Origin of the sequence: Candidatus Accumulibacter phosphatis (assembly GCF_012939955.1) — a bacterium.
In the GTDB taxonomy this organism is placed as follows: domain Bacteria; phylum Pseudomonadota; class Gammaproteobacteria; order Burkholderiales; family Rhodocyclaceae; genus Accumulibacter; species Accumulibacter delftensis.
In genome coordinates, this window is record NZ_SPMY01000019.1 from 151,670 (window position 1) to 169,568 (window position 17,899).

Sequence of the window (17,899 nt, forward strand, 5' to 3'; positions counted from 1 at the left end):
CGGCCTACTTCAGCAGGCCAGCCGCCTTCGCCGCCTGCTCGATCCCGGCGTAGTTCTCTTTCTTCGTCGGGATGAATTTCGTGGCCCTTTGCAGAGACAGGATCTCGGCGTGCTCCGGATTGCCGGCGTCGAGCTTCAGGAAAGCGGCCTCGATCTTCTTGATCAGCAGCGGATCGAGATCGCCGCGCACGGTCCAGTTGTAGTCGAAATAAGGCGGCGTCGTGGCAATCACGCGGACTTTCTCATCGACTTTCTTCTGCTCGACCAGCTTGGCCCAGACCGAGGCATTGAGCACCCCGGCGTCGGCCTTGCCCGAAGCGACGAAAGCCACCGTGGCATCGTGAGCGCCGGAAAAGGCGACGTTCTTGAAGTCGCTGTCGGCGTTGATACCCTCCTCCATCAGGAAGTAGCGCGGCATCAGGTGACCCGAGGTCGACGACGGCGAGCCAAAGGCGAAGACCTTGCCCCTGGTGTCAGCCAGGCTCTTGATGTTCGGGTCGGCAGTAATGAACTTGGAGGTGAAGCGGGCATCTTCCTCGCGCTGAACCAGCGGGATGGCAGTGCCCTGGGTGCGAATGTTGGCCTGCACATAGGTAAAGCCACCGAGCCACGCCAGATCGAGCTTGTCGCTGGCCAGCGCTTCGACAACCGCTGCATAGTCGGAGACCGGAACGAAGGACACTTTCATCCCCACTTCTTTCTCGAGATACTTGCCGAGCGGCGCGAACTTGCGCTGCAGTTCGGTCGGCGCCTCGTCAGGAATGGCCGAAACGCGCAGCACAGTGTCAGCGTCAGCAGCCACCGCGGGAGGGAAGAAAGTGCTGGCGAGCGCACAGACAAGCGCGCCCTTGAGCGCCAGACGGCGCGAGAAGTGGACCATGAGAACTCCCTGTAAAGACCGGCCACGGCACGGAGTGGGCCGCAGCCTAAACGCGGCCAGGCGTCGAAACGCGGCGGCCGCTAGCAAGAATCGAAGCGGTACCCAGACCGCGGGCGGACTATAGCCGGGCCCAGCCGATCAATCAAGCAAGCGGGGGCATTTTGCCGCTGTCGTGACGAGGTATCGCGGCGGACTCGGAAGCAAGTGCCACGCAGCGGGCGGCCAGGATTTCGGTGGGGTCGAGCAGAGCAACTGCTTGACCGACGGCGACGTCGATGGCGATCAGCGGCAGCTCGGTACAGCCAAGAATGATCACTTCGGCGCCCTGCTCGGCGAGGTGGCGAATAGCGGTCGCCAGATGCTCGCTGCACAAGCCGGAAGTGAATCCGGCCTTGACTCCCCGCTCGCCGTAGATCGCCTGCATGATCAGCTCCTGCACGGCTGCGTCGGGAACGAGCAGTTGCAAGCCTGCCGCTTCGGCGACTTCGCGATAAACGCCGCTGGCCACTGTCCCCGAGGTGGCCAGCAGCCCGACTCGGCTGACGGCGGGCATCTGCGCGCGGATATGCTGCACCACTTCGGACAACATATTTACGATGGGAATGCTGAGATAGGGCTGGATGCGGTCGACGAAGGCGTGCGCCGTGTTGCAGGGAATGGCCACCGCGTGCGCGCCCCCCGCTTCGAGCTGCTTGCAAGTAGCGAGCAGGGCGATGGTCGGATCGGCGCCGCTACCGATCAAGTTGGCGGTTCGATCGGGAATCTGCGGATTCTGCTCGACCATCATCTTGATGTGATCCTGATCGCGCGCAGCGCCGGTGAGGCGCACGACTTTGTGCATGAAATCGACCGTCGCTGCCGGCCCGACGCCACCGACAACGCCGAGCTTGAACTCGCGCAGCGGCGGCGCCGCTTCGCAGCCCAGCGCATACTCGGCATAGACGAGATTGGAATCAACGACCGGAACGGCCACCAGCGAGCGCAGGGAGTCGATCAGCACCGGCACTTCGGACAGACCGGGAACGATAAGCTGCGCGCCCCTGGTGACCAGGCAGTGGCAGGCCTCAGCCAGCAGTTCGACACACTCGCCACCGTGGTGCCCGGCCCTGATGCCGCTGGGACCATAGATAGCGCGCATCAGCTTGTCGGACTGAACGGCCGCATCCGGATAAACGATCGCGTACCGGGCGCCCAACTCGCGCTCGAAGATCCCTGACTTCTGCACATAGGTCGAGGTCAATACGCCGATCGTGCGCAGCGCCGGATGCTCGCGCGCCAGCCAGTCGCGCAAGGCATCGAAGAGGCTGATCACGCGTATGTCGAGTTCCGGCGTGATCTCGCGCAGGAAGGTATGCGACACGAAGCAGGGCACCAGGGCGGTATCGATGCCGCGCGCCTCCATCTCCTTGAGGGTGTCATAGACGTAGAACTTGCGTCGGCTCGGATTGTAGCTCTCGTCGGCAATGCTCGGCCCACTGTCGAAGTGACGCTGTTCAAAAGCAATGCCAACGTCACGCATTTCCGGCCGCCGCTGCGCCGCGCCGATCATTTTCAGCAGCAGGTCGGCGCCGGCAATGACGCCGAGGCCGCCGACTACCCCGTATCTGTGCTTGCCCGGGGCCTTGCCGGCATGGGTCGCCGCGAATGGCTTCTTGCTCATCATGGCCTGACTTCTGGAACGAGCTTCAATTCATGTTGCGCCACTTGTGGCAGAAATGGCGTCGCTTCGCCTTTCACCCATGCTTCATGGCCGGCCAGGTAATAGGGCGAAAGCGGGTGCCCGCTTTGCCCCCCCCGGCATATGAAAAAATCGCGCGCTCTTCATGGCCGGGAGAAACAACCATACGTTCCGAGGAGCCAAACGAAGGCCCGGCGACTCGCGGCATGTTCACATCGCCATCGATGGCTTCAATCGGCGCGTCGAGGAATCTCCCGAGCGGTGGAATGAACTGACTCAGCGGGTGCTGAATCGCCGCCCTATTGCGCGCTCCCCAGGTGGCCTGCGCCAGCCGTTCCTGGCTGTCGATGCCCAGGGAATGCAAGCTCGTTTTCAAGACCTCGCGCTCGAACTCGCGCCACGAAGCAAACGGTGCCGGCAAGAGGTGAGCGGGCTTTTTCTGGATCACTTCCCACAGCACGCCCTCCCACTGGTTCGACAGCGATCCGATCTGGAGATCGGGTTGCACTTCATAGGCCGCCGCCAGCCAGGCCATGAACAGCGTGTCACGCAACAAGTAGCGATAAGCCCTGACGACGCGGTAGGCCACTGAATCACGGTGCGCCCGCAACTCCTTTTCGGAGCGCAATTGAACGAGCAAAGCCTTCGCCACGTCGTCCTGCGTATCGCCTTCGTCGGCCAGCAACTGTTCCAGATGAGCTTTCCAGCGCTCCAGCAACAAACCGCGATCATCGAGAGCGATGGCCAGAAAATCGCCTTCAGCGAAGGAATCACGGGCGAACAAGGCATCACGGATTTGTTTGGCGCGCGCGCCGAGGTCATAGCCAGCGTTGCCGATGCGCCTGAGCATCTCGCCCGAGGCAACGCGGTTGTTTGCGGTCCATAAGCGGCCGTCGGCCGGATTCATCAGCAGCGGGTATTCATCCGCGGCCAGATAGCCTTGCCACGAACACGAACCGTCCGCGAAGCTGACCGGTTCGTCACCATCACACCCGACGCGCTTGGGAATGGCGCCAATGATCGTCCATGCCAGATTGCCGCCGCTGTCGACCAGCAGGATGTTTTGCGACGGCAGGCGTGCCTTCTTGGCAACGCCGATCGCCTCGACGACATTCTCCGTTCTCTCCAGGCCAAGAATGCCCAAATTGACGGCTTGCGTGACGTCATGGGCCAACCATTTGAGCACGAACTTTCGACCATCCGCGCCGCGCTGGGCAACCGGCCCCCAGATCGTCTTTTCAATAGCCACCCGCTGCGCGGGCTCGCCTTTGACGTCGATGGTTTCGTAAACCGTTTCCAGGGGCACTTCGCCGTGCGCAGTCAGGTAGCTTCCAGGACTCTCCTGCTCAAGGACAATCACGTCGCTGAAGTCGCCGTAGCTATTGGTGTAGCCCCAGGCGATCTTTCCGTTGCTGCCGGCGACGACAAGCGGCACCCCTGGCAAGGAAACACCGGTCACCCGATGCGCGTAGCGCTTCCGCAACTGCTCATCTTCCCCATAGCGAATCTGAATACGAAACCAGATGTTCGGCACCCGCAACTTCAAGTGCATGTCATTCTGCAGAATCGCCGCACCGTTATCGCTCAAGTCACCCGACACAGCCCAGCTATTGCTCCCCGGCAGCGGTGGATCCGGACGCTCGCGAATTTTCAGCGGCAGTTCCAGCTTTGCGGACCAGTTCCCCAGGCTGGACGCCTCCGGAATGGCAGGCGGCAGCAGCGGCTCACCCCATAGTGGCGCGTCCCACTCGCTGCCTTTGCCGCGCACGAAAGCATAAAGCGACCCGGGAACCCGTTCCTTCACGTTCAGCCGGGTCAGCTTCTTCTCGGCTGTGGACGGCTGCAGGACCAGGTACATCGAGTACGCCGTCAGTATCGTGTCCTCGGCCGTCCAGTCGACGGGCTCTGCGCGCAGCACCCAGTATTCGAACGGCTTGGAAGCGAGGCGATGCAGGCCCTCGTTCACACCCGCCACATAGGCCAACAGAATCTCCGACTCGTCGCTGGCAAGCCCGGCAACGATGGCGCGTGCCCGCGTACGCAGTTGATGAATACGAACGCCCTTGTCGGCCGCCAGCGCCATGCCGCCAAACAACGCCGACAACTCGCCGGCCGCCTGACGGCGCATCAAATCCATCTGGAAAAATCGCTCCTGCGCGTGCACGAAGCCCATCGCCCTGGCCACGGCGGGACGGCTGTTCGCGGAAAGGGTCACCATGCCCACTTCGTCGCGCGTGACGCTGACCTCCTCATCCAGTTCGGCTAGCGCCACTACGCCATCGAGAGTCGGCAAGCTGGCACGCAGTTGCCGATAGGCCCACGAGGCGCATAACGCAGCCAGCAGCAGCCCCGCCAGGAGGAGCATGCACAAAACCCCGCGAGTGGAGAACTTCGATTGTTTCTGCATGGAACGAAGTCTTTGAGTTCGACCGACAAACCAGTCTAGCAAAACACCGCGAGAACAGTGCCGCATTGACGCGCATGCTCGGGTAGTCGGCGAGCGCGCATCTCATCCTCGCCGCCAATCTCTGACGAATTCAGACGACTGCAGACGACTGCAGACGACTGCCGACGGCTGCTGCCGTTTGGCATGCTGCTGCGCTACGAAGAGCGCGTGGGCGATCACCCGTGTGGACGAAAAACCTAGCTTCCGATAGGCTGCTTCGCGGTGCGTGTTTTCATCGCCTTGCAGGCCTGCCGGGGGTATGAAATAGTCGTATCGGCACGCGGCCACCAAGCAAGCGCCGAATAGCCGCCTTGGAGAAAGTACTGAGTGTGCCCATAGGGGAACATCCGGCTCCTGAAGTTTTCATCAAATTGCGAGAAAATCACTCATGAAAGCCCTCATCCTCGGCCTCACAGTGGCCATATTGCTTCTTGTCCAGGGCTGTTCGACGCCGCAGCGCCTGGCGGCAGTGCCCTACGAACTGACGGCAAAGGCCGAAATTCCAGGCATGCCAAATGTTCGTTTTGCTTTGGGAGGCGACATCACAGAGCTCTCCCGGACGGCGCAGGCATCCCTGCAACTGGAAAAGGATTACCTCGCAAAACAGGGGCATAAAGGTCCCTTTCCCCCGGCGTTCTTTTTGGCAATATCAGGTGGCGGCGATAACGGCGCGTTCACCGCCGGGCTGATCAATGCGTGGACGGCAACCGGGACGCGTCCGGAATTCAAAGTGGTTACCGGCATCAGTACCGGCGCCCTGATTGCGCCTTTCGCATTTGTCGGCTCAAAGTATGACGCCACGCTGAAGGAGGTCTATACCACGATCTCGCCGAAAGACGTCCTTACGCCGCGTGGTTTTCTGGCTGGCGTGATGAGCGACGGAATGGCCGATAACGCGCCACTGATGAGTCTGACGCGAAAATCCGTGACCGATGATTTTCTCAGGGAAGTCGCCGCGGAGTATGCAAAAGGTCGTTTCCTCCTGATCGCTACCGCCGACCTCGATGCGCGTCGTCCGATCATCTGGGACATGGGGAAAATCGCCACTTTCGGGGGCCCGAAGGCATTGGACCTGTTCGTGCGCGTCATGATCGCATCGGCCTCGATTCCGGGTGGCTTTCCTCCGATGATGCTTGATGTGGAAGTCGACGGCAAAACCTATCAGGAAATGCACGTCGATGGTGGCATCATGGCTCAGGTCTTCGCTTACCCGGCCGCGCTGCGCATCAACGAGTCGGCCGCCGCCGTCGGCATTACCCGTGCGCGCATACTTTACGTGATCCGCAATGCGCGACTCGATCCGGACTGGGCACAGGTTGAGCGCAGTACGATGAGTATTGCCGGTCGCTCAGTCGCCTCACTGATCCACAGCCAGGGCATCGGTGACCTTTACCGCATCTATGCCACCACCCAGCGCGACGGAGTGGACTTCAACCTTGGCTTCATTCCATCGAGTTTCAAGGCAGAGCACAAGGAAGAGTTCGACACCGAATATATGCGAGCACTGTACAAAACTGGTTACGAGATGATGCTAAATGGCTTCCCGTGGCTCAAGGTTCCCCCCCGGATTCAGTCCACCGAGCGCGCCAGTAGCTGGAAAATAGCAAGTAGCAAGCCAGACACAATGGGCCAAGAAACCCAGGAAAATCCCATTTCACGTCCGCCGGTGGCGACCAGTTTCAGCTTGGCCTCGACAGCCAGATGACAGGCAGCTAGTATTCAGTCCCTTTCGAAGATGACGGCGAGGCGCCCTGAAGGGATCGGGGCGCCTATCGCGTTACTTGTTGTCCTGGATAGTAGCAAAGCTGTTCATCAAATTGCGATAGTCCGGAATATGATTGGCGAACAAGGTGCCCAGACCCTCGACATCGTTGCGCCAGTCGCGATGCAGTTCGCAGGCGGCGCCAAACCAGGTCATCAGCTGTGCGCCGGCTACCGACATTCGATCCCACGCTGACTGACGGGTGACCTCGTTGAATGTGCCCGAAGCGTCGGTAATGACGAAGACCTCGTAGCCTTCCTGCAGGGCGGACAGTGCCGGGAAGGCGACGCAGACCTCGGTGACGATGCCGGCGATGATCAGTTGTTTTCTGCCTGTCGCCTTGACGGCCTTGACGAAGTCCTCGTTATCCCAGGCATTGATTTGGCCTGGGCGGGCGATGTAGGGCGCCTCCGGGAAGGCTTCCTTGAGTTCGGTCATCAGCGGGCCGTTAGGCCCGTTCTCGAAGCTGGTTGTCAGGATGGTCGGCAGCTTGAAATACTTGGCCAGGTCAGCCAGCGCCAGCACGTTGTTGCGGAACTTTTCCGGCTCGATATCGCGGACCAGAGATGAAAGCCCGGCCTGATGGTCGACCAGCAGGACGGCGGCGTTATTCTTGTCGAGGCGGATGTAGGGATTGCTCATAGTGGATCTCCTTTGCTTGAACAGGCTGTTGGGGCTAACGGTCATGACATGTCGAGACACCCCTGATGATGAAAGCCATGACCGTCCCCCTCTCACTTGCAGTGCGCATTCCGGCTTGCACGCCGGAATCGTTCGCCGGGCAGGGAGCATGCCCCCTGAATTCCCCGCCTCACCCCTGACCCTTCTCCTGCGAGGGGAGAAGGGAGTTTCGTGAGTCGCTTGCGCGACTTTCACATTAATGGCCGATCTGTCCGAAGTGGCCACTGTTGAAGTCATTCATTGCCTGGGCGATTTCCTCCTCCGAATTCATCACGAAGGGGCCGTAGCCGACGACCGGCTCAGCGAGCGGTTCGCCGTTGAGCAAGAGCAGAGTCGTGTCGTCGGCAACCTCGAATTCGAGATGGCAGCCTTCACGCTCCATGACGGCCAGTTCTGCGGCCCGCACCATGTGCCTCTCGCTGAGGCGAATGGCGCCGCGCAGCACGAAGAGCGCCGTGGTATGTCCGGCCGGCAGCTCGAACGCGACACGATGGCCGGCCTGCAGGCGCAGATCCCAGACGTTCATCGGAGTGAAGCTGCGGGCCGGACCGCTTGCGTCGCCATACTGGCCGGCGATGATGCGTGCAGTACCAGACTGGTCGGGAAGCGCCACTTCCGGAATCTGCCCGGCGTTAATGCCCTGATATCCCGGCGCCGACATTTTGTCCCGAGCCGGCAGGTTGACCCAGAGCTGGACCATCTCGAAGGCGCCGCCTTTTTCGGCGAATTCCGGGCTATGAAATTCCTCGTGGAGAATGCCGGAAGCTGCCGTCATCCACTGCACATCGCCCGGGCCGATGGTGCCGCCGCCACCCGAGGAGTCGCGGTGTGACACGCCGCCCGCGTAGACGATGGTCACCGTCTCGAAGCCGCGATGCGGGTGCTGGCCGACGCCAAGCTTGCGCGTGGTCGGCGGAAAATCGGCCGGCCCGGCGTAGTCCAGCAACAGGAAGGGCGACATTTCCTCGGCGATGTCGCTGTAGGAAAAAATGCTTTTGACCGGGAAGCCATCGCCGACCCAGTGTTTGCCGTTACTGCGCTTGATGAATGCCAGTTTTTTCATGACTGCTCTCCGTATGTGATTAGCTTCACTTTAGAAGGCAAACGATTCGCGCACTAGATGGTTAAATACGGAAACTTTTTTCAATGAGTTGAACAATGGATCTCAACGAAGCCGCCGTCTTCGTCAAGGTGGTGGACGCCGGAAGCTTTAGCGCTGCTGCCCGCCTGCTGGGCTTGCCGACCTCGACCGTCAGCACCCGAGTGGCGCGTCTTGAGAAGCGGCTCGGTGTAACGCTGCTGCAGCGAACGACGCGCCGCCTGCACCTGACCGATGCGGGCGAGTTGTATTACCGGCATGCGTCGACCGGAGTGAGCCATATGCTCGATGCCGAAGCGGCGGTCACGGAAGCTGATGGCGAGCCAAAGGGACTGTTACGGGTGACGGCGCCGGCGGATATCGGCGATCGCCTCCTGGCGGAGATCATCAATCAGTTGCGCCGGAATTGCCCCAAGGTCAGGTTGGAATTGATGCTGACCGATCGCTATGTCGACCTGGTGGCGGAAGGCGTTGATGTCGCAATCCGCACTGGCCATCTCAAGGATTCGACGTTGATTGCCAAACACGCCGGTATCGCCTGCTGGGCGCCCTTTGCCAGCCCCGACTACCTAAAATCGGCACCGCCGCTGGATTCTCCGCAGGCGCTGCTCAATCATTGTTGTCTGCAATTCACGCCCGTCGGCAAGGATGCCTGGACGCTGAACGACAGCAATGGCAGCGTGACCATTCCGATGTCCGGCCAGGTGATGGTCAACGATGTGCGGGTGATCCGTTCAATGGCGCTGGCTGGCGATGGCGTTGCCCTGCTGCCAGTCTATATGTGCCGTCCGGAATGCGAACATGGCAGACTAATGCGAGTCCTGCCGCAATGGCAGGCGAAAGCCGATCCGCTCCACATCGTCTATCCTCGCCAGCGCTTCATGCCACCCAAGTTGAGGGCGTTTGTCGATCTGGCGTCCCAGGCGTTGCGAAAGTGGCTGGAGGAGTGGTGATAATCGAGCGCTGCATACGTCTATCAACCGCGCAGCGCGAAGGCCTCGAAATCGTCTACCGGCAGCGCTTGGCTGAAGAAGTAGCCCTGATAGGCGTCGCAGCCGGCACTCGCCAGAAAGTCCCGCTGCGCTTCGCTGTCCACGCCCTCGGCGATCACCTCCAGCTCCAGGCTGTGAGCCAGCGCCACGATGCCCCTGGCGATAGCCGCGTCGGTGCTGTCGTCAAGGACATCACGCACGAACGACTGGTCGATCTTCACCTGGTCGAGCGGCAAGCGCTTCAGATAGGACAGCGACGAATAGCCGGTACCGAAATCGTCGAGCGCGAAGCCCACACCGCGGGCTTTCAGCCGCGATACCTTCTCGATCAGATCATCGACATCATGCACCAACAAGCTCTCCGTCAGCTCCAGCGTCAAGCGTTTCGGATTGGCGCCCGTCGCACCAAGGATCGCCAGAAGCTTGTCCGCGAAGTCCGCTTCGCGGAACTGCCGTGCACTGACGTTCACCGCCACCGCGAGCCGGTCCAGCGGCGGTCGCTCGGCCCATTTTGCCAGCTGGCTACAAACGTTTTCGAGAACCCAATCCCCCAGCGCCAGAATGAGCCCGGTCTGTTCGGCAAGCGGAATGAACTTCCGCGGGGGCGACGGTTCCGTGCACGGGGTGGCGCCAGCGCAACAGGGCTTCGCTTCCGATCAGCTTGCCGTCGCCCGCGAACTGCGGCTGATAGTGCAGCTCGAGCTGGCTCTCGCGGAGAGCGCCACGCAGGCTCGCCTCGAGTTCGGCACGCCTGAGCACCAGGATCTGCATCGCCGGGTCGAAGAAATGCAGTCTGGTGCGACCCGCTTCCTTGGCCTTGTACATTGCCATGTCGGCCTGTTTCAAGATGTTGTCGATCGACGTCTCATGCCCGCGGAACAAGGTCGCGCCAACACTCGCCGTGCCGCGATGATCGACGGCGCCAAGCAGGTAGGGGCGAGCCAGGGCGGCGAGAACCTTCTCGCCGACGACTTCGGTCTGCGTCGCCGCCTCGTCGATGTTGGCGCTGAGGTTCTCCAGGAGGATCACGAACTCGTCGCCACCCAGTCGCGCCACGGTATCGCCCTCACGTATGCCCGCGACGAGGCGTTGCGCGACGGCTTTGAGCAGCAGGTCGCCCGGGTCATGTCCCAGCGTATCGTTGAGCGTCTTGAAGTGGTCGAGGTCGATGAACAGCACGGCGCCGAAGGTCTTGTTGCGCTCGCTGACGGTCATCGCCTGTTTCATGTGATCGAGCAGAAGCGCGCGGTTCGGCACCCCGGTGACGATGTCGAAGAAAGCCATCTCGGCGATCTTCCGGTCCGCTTTCTTTCGTTCGGTAATGTCGAAATGCGTGGCCACGTAATGGGTCACGGTGCCGGCGCCGTCGCGCACCGGAGAAATCGTCAGCCAGGTCGGATAGACCTCGCCGCTCTTGCGCCGGTCAAAAATTTCTCCCTGCCAGATGCCGGTACTGTGAATGGTCTTCCACATCGTGCGGAAGAAGTGCGCGTCGTGCAGGCCGGATGACAGCATGCCGGGAGTCTTGCCGATGACTTCTTCGGCAGCGTAGCCGGTCACCTCCGTGAACGCCCGGTTGACCCGCAGGATCAGGTGGTGGGCATTGGTGACCATCATGCTGTGTTGTGATTCGAAAGCGACTGCGGCAATGCGCAGATCGGCGTCGGCCCGCTTGCGCTCGGTGATGTCGCTAATCACGATGCGCAGCACGGTCGCGCCATCGGCGTCCTGCGCCGTCGCGGTCTCCAGATGCGCCCAGAATGGCTGCCCGTCAAACTTCAGCATGCGCAGGTCGCAGCCTGGCGCCTGGCCTGTTGACAAGGCCTGTTTGTGGTGCAGGTAGACGACATCCTGGTCGGCCTTGCGAATGAAGCGGCTGAAGCGCAGCTTGAACAGGGCGCCGCGGTGAGGTTGGCTTCCAGGATCAGCCCGGCCTGACTCACGCTGCAGTAAGCGACCGGGGCCAGGTCATAGATGTCGAAATAGCGCGTCCGCGCGGCTTCCAGCTCAAGCTGTGTCCGACGCAGCTCTTCGTTCTGCATCTCCAGTTCGATCTGATGCACGCGCAGTTCGAGCAGCGCGTCGCGGATCGCTTCGCGTGACAGGCTTGCGTCTTCTTCCAGTGCGCGATCGGTTTGCTGGCGGAGCGCCTCCTCGGCACGCTGGCGAATGGCTTGCTCGGCGCTCGGCGCGTCGTTGGCCATGGGTGGCATCGAGGGGTGATGGCGCTGACTTTTGCGCTCCATGGCATCATCCCGCGGAGCCGTCGACCGCCACTTTGTTGGCCCGCTCGCTGGTCGCCACCGCGTACATTCGCCCGGTCTCGTCGACCAGCGCAGTGGCAGTCATCCATACGTCCAGCAGCGCACCGTCCCTGGTCAAGCGTTGCGTCCTGTGCGGTTCGAGCACTTCGGCACGGCTCAAGCGACGGATCCGCGTCAAGGCCTCCTCGCGCAGTTCCGGAGGGATGCGGTCGCGAACGTTCATCTGCAGCGCCTCGGCCTCACTCCAGCCATACATCTTCACCGCCGCCGGGTTCCAGGACAGGATGTGGCCTTCCAGGTCCTGGACGGTGATCGCGTCGGACGCGTCGTGGACAACGACGGCCAGGCGGCGAAGCTGCGCATTGGCCTGGGTGAGCGAGTCCTCCAGCCGTTTCATTTCGGTGATGTCGACAAAGGTGATCACTGCGCCGCCAATCACGTTGTCCAGGGTGCGATACGGTCGGATGCGCATCAGGTACCACAGGCCATCGACGGTCTGTACCTTGGCGTCCTGGAGTGTCAGGGTGTCGATGACCGTCTGCACGTCGCTCACCAAACGGTCGTAGCCGACCAGTTTGGCGGCGAAGTGCGCCACCGGGCGGCCAATATCGTTCGGGATGAGGTTGATGATCGACGAGGCGGCCGGAGTGAAGCGCAGGATGCGCAGTTGCGCGTCCACGAAGATTGTCCCGATGCCGGTGCCGGCAAGCAGGTTGTTCATGTCGTTGTTGGCCTGCGACAAATCGCCGACCTTGGCTTGCAGCTCGCTGTTGACCGTCGCCAGTTCCTCGTTGAGCGATTGCAATTCTTCCTTGGAGGTCTCCAGTTCTTCGTTGGTCGATTGCAGCTCTTCGTTGACCGACTGCATTTCCTCGTTCGACGAGCGGAGCTCCTCGTTGGCGGTCTCGAGTTCCTCCTGCATGCTCTGGAGGTATTCGTCCTTGGCCCGGAGTTCCTCTTCGATGGCCGCGATGCGGGCGTCGCTGTCCGCTTCGCTGTGCTCGCCTGCCGCTTCGGCGCGCCCGGCGCCGGCGCCGATCGGCAGGGCCGCCTGCGGCGGCACTTCGGGATCGGCCGCGGCGGCGTCCACGAAGAGGAGCAGGTACAGGGGCGCCTGCGCTGTCGCGGCCGGGCCGGTGGTCAGCGGGTGAATGCTCAGGTTGACACGCGTAAAATCGCCGTTGCTCTTGACCTGCAGCCCGGTGGCGCGGACGGCGGCCTTGCTGCAAATCGCCTGATGCAGGCCCTTGCTCAGTTCGTGTTGCAGCCCCTGGCGGGCCATCTTGATGACGTTGTTGACGCCAGATTCACCGGGCTGCGGCTCGAGGTAAGCGCCGCAGCGGCCGTGCAGGTAGAGAAGGTCGCCCTGCGCGTTGACCAATGCACAGGCCGGCGCGACGTGCTGCAGGATGGCTTGTTCGGTGACCTCGCGCAGCGGCACCTTCATCGGAAAGGCCGCCCGTGCAGCGCTACGGTAGCGTGCCGGCCGGGACGGCAGAAACCAGCCCAGGCCCGGGCGTGCCGCGCCAGTAAACCCCTCCTTGCGCTGGTAAAGCTTCGCCTTGCTGTCCACCACGGCAAACAGATCGGTGAAATTGCCGATGCTTTCCGACGTGCCGAGGAACAGGACGCCGTCGGGATTCAGCGCGTAATGGAACAGGGGAATGACTTTCTGCTGCAACTCCTGGCCGAAATAGATCAGCAGATTGCGACAGCTGATCAGGTCCAGCCGCGAGAACGGTGGATCCTGGCAGACGTCCTGCTCGGAAAAGATCAACAGGTCACGCACGCTCTTGTTGATCACGTAAGCACTGCCATCCGGTTCCCGGGTAAAGAAACGCGCCAGGCGCTCCGGCGACACGTCGCTGGCGATGCTCGCCGGATAACGGCCAGCGCGCGCGGTCGCCATCGCCCGGGCGTCGATGTCGGTGGCAAAAAGCTGCACGGCGTACCGGCGCTCGTTCGCTTCCATCTGTTCGAGCAGCAGGATGGCGATCGAATAGGCTTCCTCGCCGGTGGAGCATCCCGGTGCCCAGACGCGGACCACCTCGCCATCGGGCTTGTTGGCGAACAACGGCGGGATGATCCGTCCGGCAAGGACCTTGAAGGCCTCCGGATCGCGGAAGAAGCTGGTCACGCCGATCAGCAGGTCGGCAAACAGCGCCTCGATTTCTTGCGCTGTCTTCTGCAGGTACTGGACGTAGCCGTCGAGCGCCTCGATCTGGTGCAGGCTCATGCGGCGCAGAATGCGGCGGTGGATACTGCTCATCTTGTATTGCGAAAAATCGTGGCCGGTCTGCGCGCGCACCAGGACGAAGATTTTTTTTAAGCGCGTCCCGGATCTTGGGTGCCGGTTCGGCAAGCAGCGGAGCCAGCCGGCCAAAGGCGTGCGTCGCGTAACTGATGATCTGGGCAGGCATCTCGGCCGGCGGCAGCTGCCAATCCACCAGGCCGGTGGCGATGGCGCTGCGCGGCATGCCGTCAAAAGTGCTGGAGCCAGGCTCCTGGGCCATGACCCTCCCCCCCTTCCCCCCGGCCCTTCTCCCGCAGGGGGAGAAGAGAGGTTCGTGAGTCGCATACGCGACTTTCACATTAGGCGATTGCCGGAAAAGAACGTACCAGATTGCGCAGGATTTTCGGTCGGCTTCAAGGCGCGACAGCAGGCGCATAGTCGAACTATGTAACTGTTGTCGCAACACAGAAGACGGGCGAAAAGACAAGCAAGATGGTAGGTTCTTTGACAGAAATCGCCTTAAGCCCTGGTTCTTCTGCAAATCGCGCGGCATGAGGGCGATCCCGAACAGGCAGCACACAGTGCACGACAAAGCAGATTTGGTCGAATGCTGTCCGCTGCGACGCCATTGCCCGATGCTCGGGGCAGCGCGAGCAAACACCAGCCTGGGCGGATTGCGGGCCGGGATTGCAGTGGCGACGGCGACAAAACCGTGCAATGGTGATGACAGCGCACCAGGAACAGAGCCGCTCATAAAAATTCTTGATCAACCCGGGGTTGACGTGTTCAGAGATGCTGATCATCCTGCCCCTGACGCTCAGGATTACGGTGATTTGTCGGCAAGATGCGGCGGATAGACTGATTGGCCCAAAAGGCGGCAATGAGGAGTAGACAGAAGCAGATCGCCTCGAAGCGATCTGTCGATCCATTACCGGCGTTACCCATCGATGCGACTTCAACAGCCTGTTCAGGCTTGCCCCGCGTGGCCATTTTCTTCGCGATGATCTCGTGCAAGCACGTGCAGCCTGTGAAATCACAAGCCAGCAGCGTCGAGCGAGCCAACAGAGAGGTGCTGGAAGCGTCAGGGCCCTCCCCTGACCATAATGAAGACTCGTAGACGGTTCATGGTGCCCCTGGATTTGATGCTTTTCCGGGGCTGCTGCCGTAGGCCGGTTGTTCGGCTCGTTTTGACAGGATTTTCGCTCGCCATCCGCGTGGAGGAAAGACGATGAATTTCAAGGACAAGACCCCTGTCCAGTTCGCGAAGGAAGTGCTCGGTGGCCGCGAGATCTCGGTCGCCGAGTCGCGCAATCTGGTGAAGCAACTCAAGGACGAGCACGCCTTTGGGTACGCGCGCAAGGTCCTGGCGCGCGCGCGCAAGAGCCGGGTCGACGATGCGCAGCTGGCGATCTGGCTGCGCCAGCAACACGCCCTCTGCACCTACAAGGACCCCGACCTGCCGGCGTCGACGCGCTTCGACCTCGCACTCGAGATTCTCGCAACGGGCGAAGACCTCGGCGCGACGAAGGACCAGGAGACGCTGGGGCTTGCCGGTGCGATCCACAAGCGGATGTGGGAGGTCGACGGCCAGCGCGACCACCTCGAATGGTCACTCAGCTTCTACCGCCGCGGCTACGAGCTTGGCGTCGAGCCGGATGCAGGCTACACGGCGATCAACGCCGCCTACGTCGCCGACCTGCTCGGCGTGGAGTCGGCGGCGGACGCTAAAGGCGGGCTGACCTCGCAGGCCGCCGCGGCGTATCGCAAGTTGGCGCGCACCATTCGCGAGGACATCATCCAGACCCTCGTGCCGCTCGCGGAGGAGCCCGCAAACAAACTCATCACTGGGCAGTGGTGGTTCGTCTGCACCATAGCGGAGGCCTACTTCGGCCTTGCTCGCTACGACCAGGCGAGCGAATGGCTGCGCGAGGCGGCAGCGATCGAGAATGTCTCGGAGTGGGAGTTCCAATCGACGGCCCAGCAGCTCACGAAGCTGGCGCGGCTCCAATCCGCGGGCGAAGTGGACAGCGGCGAAACGTTCCGGAGTTCCCCGGCCGGCAGGACCTTGCTCGCCTTCCTCGGCAACGACGCGCTCGGCCTGCAATCGGCATACCTCGGCAAGTTCGGTCTCGCCCTCTCGGGCGGTGGCTTCCGCGCTTCCCTCTACCACATCGGAGTCCTCGCGCGGCTCGCGGAGCTCGATGTCTTGCGCAACGTCGAGGTCATCTCCTGCGTCTCGGGGGGTTCGATTCTCGGCGCCCACTACTACCTCGAGGTCCAGAAGCTGCTCGAGTCCAAGAACGACCTCGACATCACGCGCCAGGACTACATCGATATCGTCCGACGCGTGGCGCGGGATTTTCTGGCGGGTGTTCAACGGAACATCCGTTGGCTTGTCGCCGCGTCCTTTCTCACCAACCTGAAGATGATCTTCCGCCCGAGCTACTCGCGCTCCGACCGGCTGGGGGAACTCTACGAGGAGTGCCTCTACGCACGCATTCAGGACGGCAAGGGGGGGAGCGAACGCTTCATGAAGGACCTGTTCGTGAAGCCGAAGGGCTGCGCGACGGACTTCAACCCAAAACGCGACAACTGGCGTCGCAAAAACAAGGTGCCGACGCTGATCCTCAACGCGACGACGCTGAACACGGGTCACAACTGGCAGTTCACGGCGTCGTGGATGGGAGAATCGCCCTGGTCCGTCGACCCCGCGGTCGACGGGAACTACCGGCTGCGTCGGGTGTACTACGACGACGCGCAGGGCATCGAGATGAAGGATGGCGAGCGACGCGGCGTCCGACTCGGAACTGCGGTGGCGGCTTCGGCCTGCGTTCCCGGCCTGTTCGAGCCGATCGTGCTGCGCGGCGTCTACGCGAACAAGACGGTGCGACTCGTCGATGGCGGCGTGCACGACAACCAGGGTGTCGTCGGCCTGTTGGAGCAGGATTGCAATGTGCTGCTGGTGAGTGACGCGAGCGGGCAGATGGAGTCGCAGGATGAGCCGAGCAACAGCGTCATCGGCGTCCCCCTGCGCTCGAACAGCATCCTGATGTCGCGCGTGCGCGAAGCGGAGTACGACGATCTGGTTGCGCGCCGAAGCACGTCGCTGCTGCGCGGCTTCATGTTCGTCCATCTCAAGAAGGACCTCGACGTGGAGGCGGTGAACTGGGCTGGCTGCGACGAGCCGATCGAGGCTTCGGACGACGCCCGCCCGGCCGAGCTCCGCGGCCCACGCACGCGCTACGGTATTCGCAAGAGCGTGCAGCGGCGGCTGGCGGCCATCCGAACCGACCTCGATTCGTTTTCGGATAGCGAAGCCTACGCGCTCATGGTCAGCGGCTACCGGATGACCGAATTCGAGTTTCCGCGCACCGTGTCGGGCTGCGAAGCACCTGCGGAGGAAGCCGTGCAGTGGCCGTTTCTCGCGGTCGAGCCGGCGATGGACCGCGCCGACGACTCCGGCAAGCTGATGGAGTTGCTCTCGGTGGCTGACCAGGGAGCATTCAAGGTCTGGAAGCTGTACCCGCCACTGAGGATTCTCGCTTGGATCCTTGTTGCTGTCCTCGCTGCCTGCGCCGCGTGGTGGCTGTGGGAGAAGCGCGACGAGGCGGTGATCACCTACCAGACAATCGGCGTTTCGCTGCTGGTCCTGATTGCGAGCACGGTTCTCGGCAAGAGCGTCATGCGCATCGTGCGCTTCCGCGAGACGGTGACGAAGATTCTCTTCGGCATCGGGATGGCGCTCATCGGCTTCTTCGTGGCGAAGATACACCTGGCTTTCTTCGACAAACGCTTCCTGAAGCTTGGGCGCATCAAGCGCTTGCTGCCGTAGCCCGGATTCCTCACCAAGGAGTCGATCAAGCC

13 protein-coding genes and 1 pseudogene are annotated in these 17,899 nt (G+C 62.0%); 3 read left to right on the forward strand and 11 right to left on the reverse strand.

Going from position 1 to position 17,899, the window contains the following annotated elements; all coding sequences use genetic code 11:
• Window positions 1-4: 4 nt before the first annotated feature.
• The 3 genes from E4Q23_RS07600 to E4Q23_RS07610 form a co-directional block, all read right to left on the reverse strand.
• Window positions 5-880, reverse strand: coding sequence for a putative selenate ABC transporter substrate-binding protein (locus E4Q23_RS07600; protein ID WP_169066069.1), 876 nt, complete (start codon window positions 878-880; stop codon window positions 5-7).
• A gap of 142 nt (window positions 881-1,022) precedes the next feature.
• The gene (locus tag E4Q23_RS07605; RefSeq protein ID WP_169066070.1) at window positions 1,023-2,540 is read right to left on the reverse strand and encodes an amino acid racemase; all 1,518 of its coding nucleotides are present in this window, start codon (window positions 2,538-2,540) and stop codon (window positions 1,023-1,025) included.
• Between the two features lie 73 nt (window positions 2,541-2,613).
• Window positions 2,614-4,923, reverse strand: a complete 2,310-nt coding sequence (locus E4Q23_RS07610; protein WP_169066071.1) for a penicillin acylase family protein — start codon at window positions 4,921-4,923, stop codon at window positions 2,614-2,616.
• A 469-nt stretch (window positions 4,924-5,392) separates the two neighbouring features.
• Between E4Q23_RS07610 and E4Q23_RS07615 the strand changes: the two genes are divergently transcribed.
• A complete protein-coding gene (locus tag E4Q23_RS07615) occupies window positions 5,393-6,709 on the forward strand; it encodes a patatin-like phospholipase family protein (protein WP_248595298.1) in 1,317 nt (438 codons plus the stop codon).
• A 72-nt stretch (window positions 6,710-6,781) separates the two neighbouring features.
• On the opposite strand, the gene ycaC is transcribed toward E4Q23_RS07615, so the two are convergent.
• Together ycaC and E4Q23_RS07625 are read right to left on the reverse strand one after the other, a co-directional pair.
• A complete protein-coding gene (gene ycaC, locus E4Q23_RS07620) occupies window positions 6,782-7,408 on the reverse strand; it encodes an isochorismate family cysteine hydrolase YcaC (RefSeq protein WP_169066072.1) in 627 nt (208 codons plus the stop codon).
• Between the two features lie 235 nt (window positions 7,409-7,643).
• Window positions 7,644-8,510: a pirin family protein gene (locus E4Q23_RS07625; RefSeq protein ID WP_169066073.1), complete on the reverse strand. Its 867-nt coding sequence runs from the start codon at window positions 8,508-8,510 to the stop codon at window positions 7,644-7,646.
• A 95-nt stretch (window positions 8,511-8,605) separates the two neighbouring features.
• Between E4Q23_RS07625 and E4Q23_RS07630 the strand changes: the two genes are divergently transcribed.
• Window positions 8,606-9,499 carry a LysR family transcriptional regulator gene (locus tag E4Q23_RS07630; protein ID WP_169066074.1) on the forward strand — a complete coding sequence of 298 codons (894 nt, stop codon included), beginning with the start codon at window positions 8,606-8,608 and terminating at the stop codon, window positions 9,497-9,499.
• A 23-nt stretch (window positions 9,500-9,522) separates the two neighbouring features.
• Here E4Q23_RS07630 and E4Q23_RS25130 read toward each other — a convergent pair whose 3' ends face one another.
• The 6 genes and pseudogenes from E4Q23_RS25130 to E4Q23_RS07650 form a co-directional block, all read right to left on the reverse strand.
• On the reverse strand, window positions 9,523-10,128 hold the full coding sequence (locus E4Q23_RS25130; RefSeq protein WP_423753326.1) for an EAL domain-containing protein: 606 nt from the start codon (window positions 10,126-10,128) through the stop codon (window positions 9,523-9,525).
• Window positions 10,061-11,323 (reverse strand): putative bifunctional diguanylate cyclase/phosphodiesterase, encoded by a 1,263-nt coding sequence (locus E4Q23_RS25135; protein ID WP_423753323.1) that lies wholly within the window; start codon window positions 11,321-11,323, stop codon window positions 10,061-10,063. Before E4Q23_RS25135 ends, E4Q23_RS25130 begins: the two co-directional genes overlap by 68 nt.
• On the reverse strand, window positions 11,317-11,784 hold the full coding sequence (locus E4Q23_RS07640; RefSeq protein WP_169066075.1) for a hypothetical protein: 468 nt from the start codon (window positions 11,782-11,784) through the stop codon (window positions 11,317-11,319). Before E4Q23_RS07640 ends, E4Q23_RS25135 begins: the two co-directional genes overlap by 7 nt.
• A gap of 4 nt (window positions 11,785-11,788) precedes the next feature.
• A complete protein-coding gene (locus E4Q23_RS07645) occupies window positions 11,789-14,071 on the reverse strand; it encodes a CheR family methyltransferase (protein ID WP_248595299.1) in 2,283 nt (760 codons plus the stop codon).
• Window positions 14,072-14,264: 193 nt separating this feature from the next.
• A pseudogene (locus E4Q23_RS25140) lies at window positions 14,265-14,789 on the reverse strand (hypothetical protein); the annotation flags it as partial.
• 32 nt (window positions 14,790-14,821) lie between these two features.
• A complete protein-coding gene (locus tag E4Q23_RS07650) occupies window positions 14,822-15,049 on the reverse strand; it encodes a hypothetical protein (protein WP_169066076.1) in 228 nt (75 codons plus the stop codon).
• 214 nt (window positions 15,050-15,263) lie between these two features.
• On the opposite strand from E4Q23_RS07650, the gene E4Q23_RS07655 reads away from it, so the two are divergent.
• Window positions 15,264-17,867: a patatin-like phospholipase family protein gene (locus E4Q23_RS07655; RefSeq protein ID WP_169066077.1), complete on the forward strand. Its 2,604-nt coding sequence runs from the start codon at window positions 15,264-15,266 to the stop codon at window positions 17,865-17,867.
• Window positions 17,868-17,899 lie beyond the last annotated feature (32 nt).

Excerpts from the sequence above, each read along its gene's own strand:
- ycaC (WP_169066072.1), bottom strand. The coding sequence starts at position 7,408 with ATGAGCAATCCCTACATCCGCCTCGACAAGAATAACGCCGCCGTCCTG.
- E4Q23_RS07600 (WP_169066069.1), bottom strand. The coding sequence starts at position 880 with ATGGTCCACTTCTCGCGCCGTCTGGCGCTCAAGGGCGCGCTTGTCTGT.
- E4Q23_RS07630 (WP_169066074.1), top strand. The coding sequence starts at position 8,606 with ATGGATCTCAACGAAGCCGCCGTCTTCGTCAAGGTGGTGGACGCCGGA.
- E4Q23_RS07605 (WP_169066070.1), bottom strand. The coding sequence starts at position 2,540 with ATGAGCAAGAAGCCATTCGCGGCGACCCATGCCGGCAAGGCCCCGGGC.
- E4Q23_RS07655 (WP_169066077.1), top strand. The coding sequence starts at position 15,264 with ATGAATTTCAAGGACAAGACCCCTGTCCAGTTCGCGAAGGAAGTGCTC.
- E4Q23_RS25135 (WP_423753323.1), bottom strand. The coding sequence starts at position 11,323 with ATGCTGAAGTTTGACGGGCAGCCATTCTGGGCGCATCTGGAGACCGCG.
- E4Q23_RS07625 (WP_169066073.1), bottom strand. The coding sequence starts at position 8,510 with ATGAAAAAACTGGCATTCATCAAGCGCAGTAACGGCAAACACTGGGTC.
- E4Q23_RS07640 (WP_169066075.1), bottom strand. The coding sequence starts at position 11,784 with ATGGAGCGCAAAAGTCAGCGCCATCACCCCTCGATGCCACCCATGGCC.
- E4Q23_RS07645 (WP_248595299.1), bottom strand. The coding sequence starts at position 14,071 with ATGAGCAGTATCCACCGCCGCATTCTGCGCCGCATGAGCCTGCACCAG.
- E4Q23_RS07610 (WP_169066071.1), bottom strand. The coding sequence starts at position 4,923 with ATGCTCCTCCTGGCGGGGCTGCTGCTGGCTGCGTTATGCGCCTCGTGG.
- E4Q23_RS07615 (WP_248595298.1), top strand. The coding sequence starts at position 5,393 with ATGAAAGCCCTCATCCTCGGCCTCACAGTGGCCATATTGCTTCTTGTC.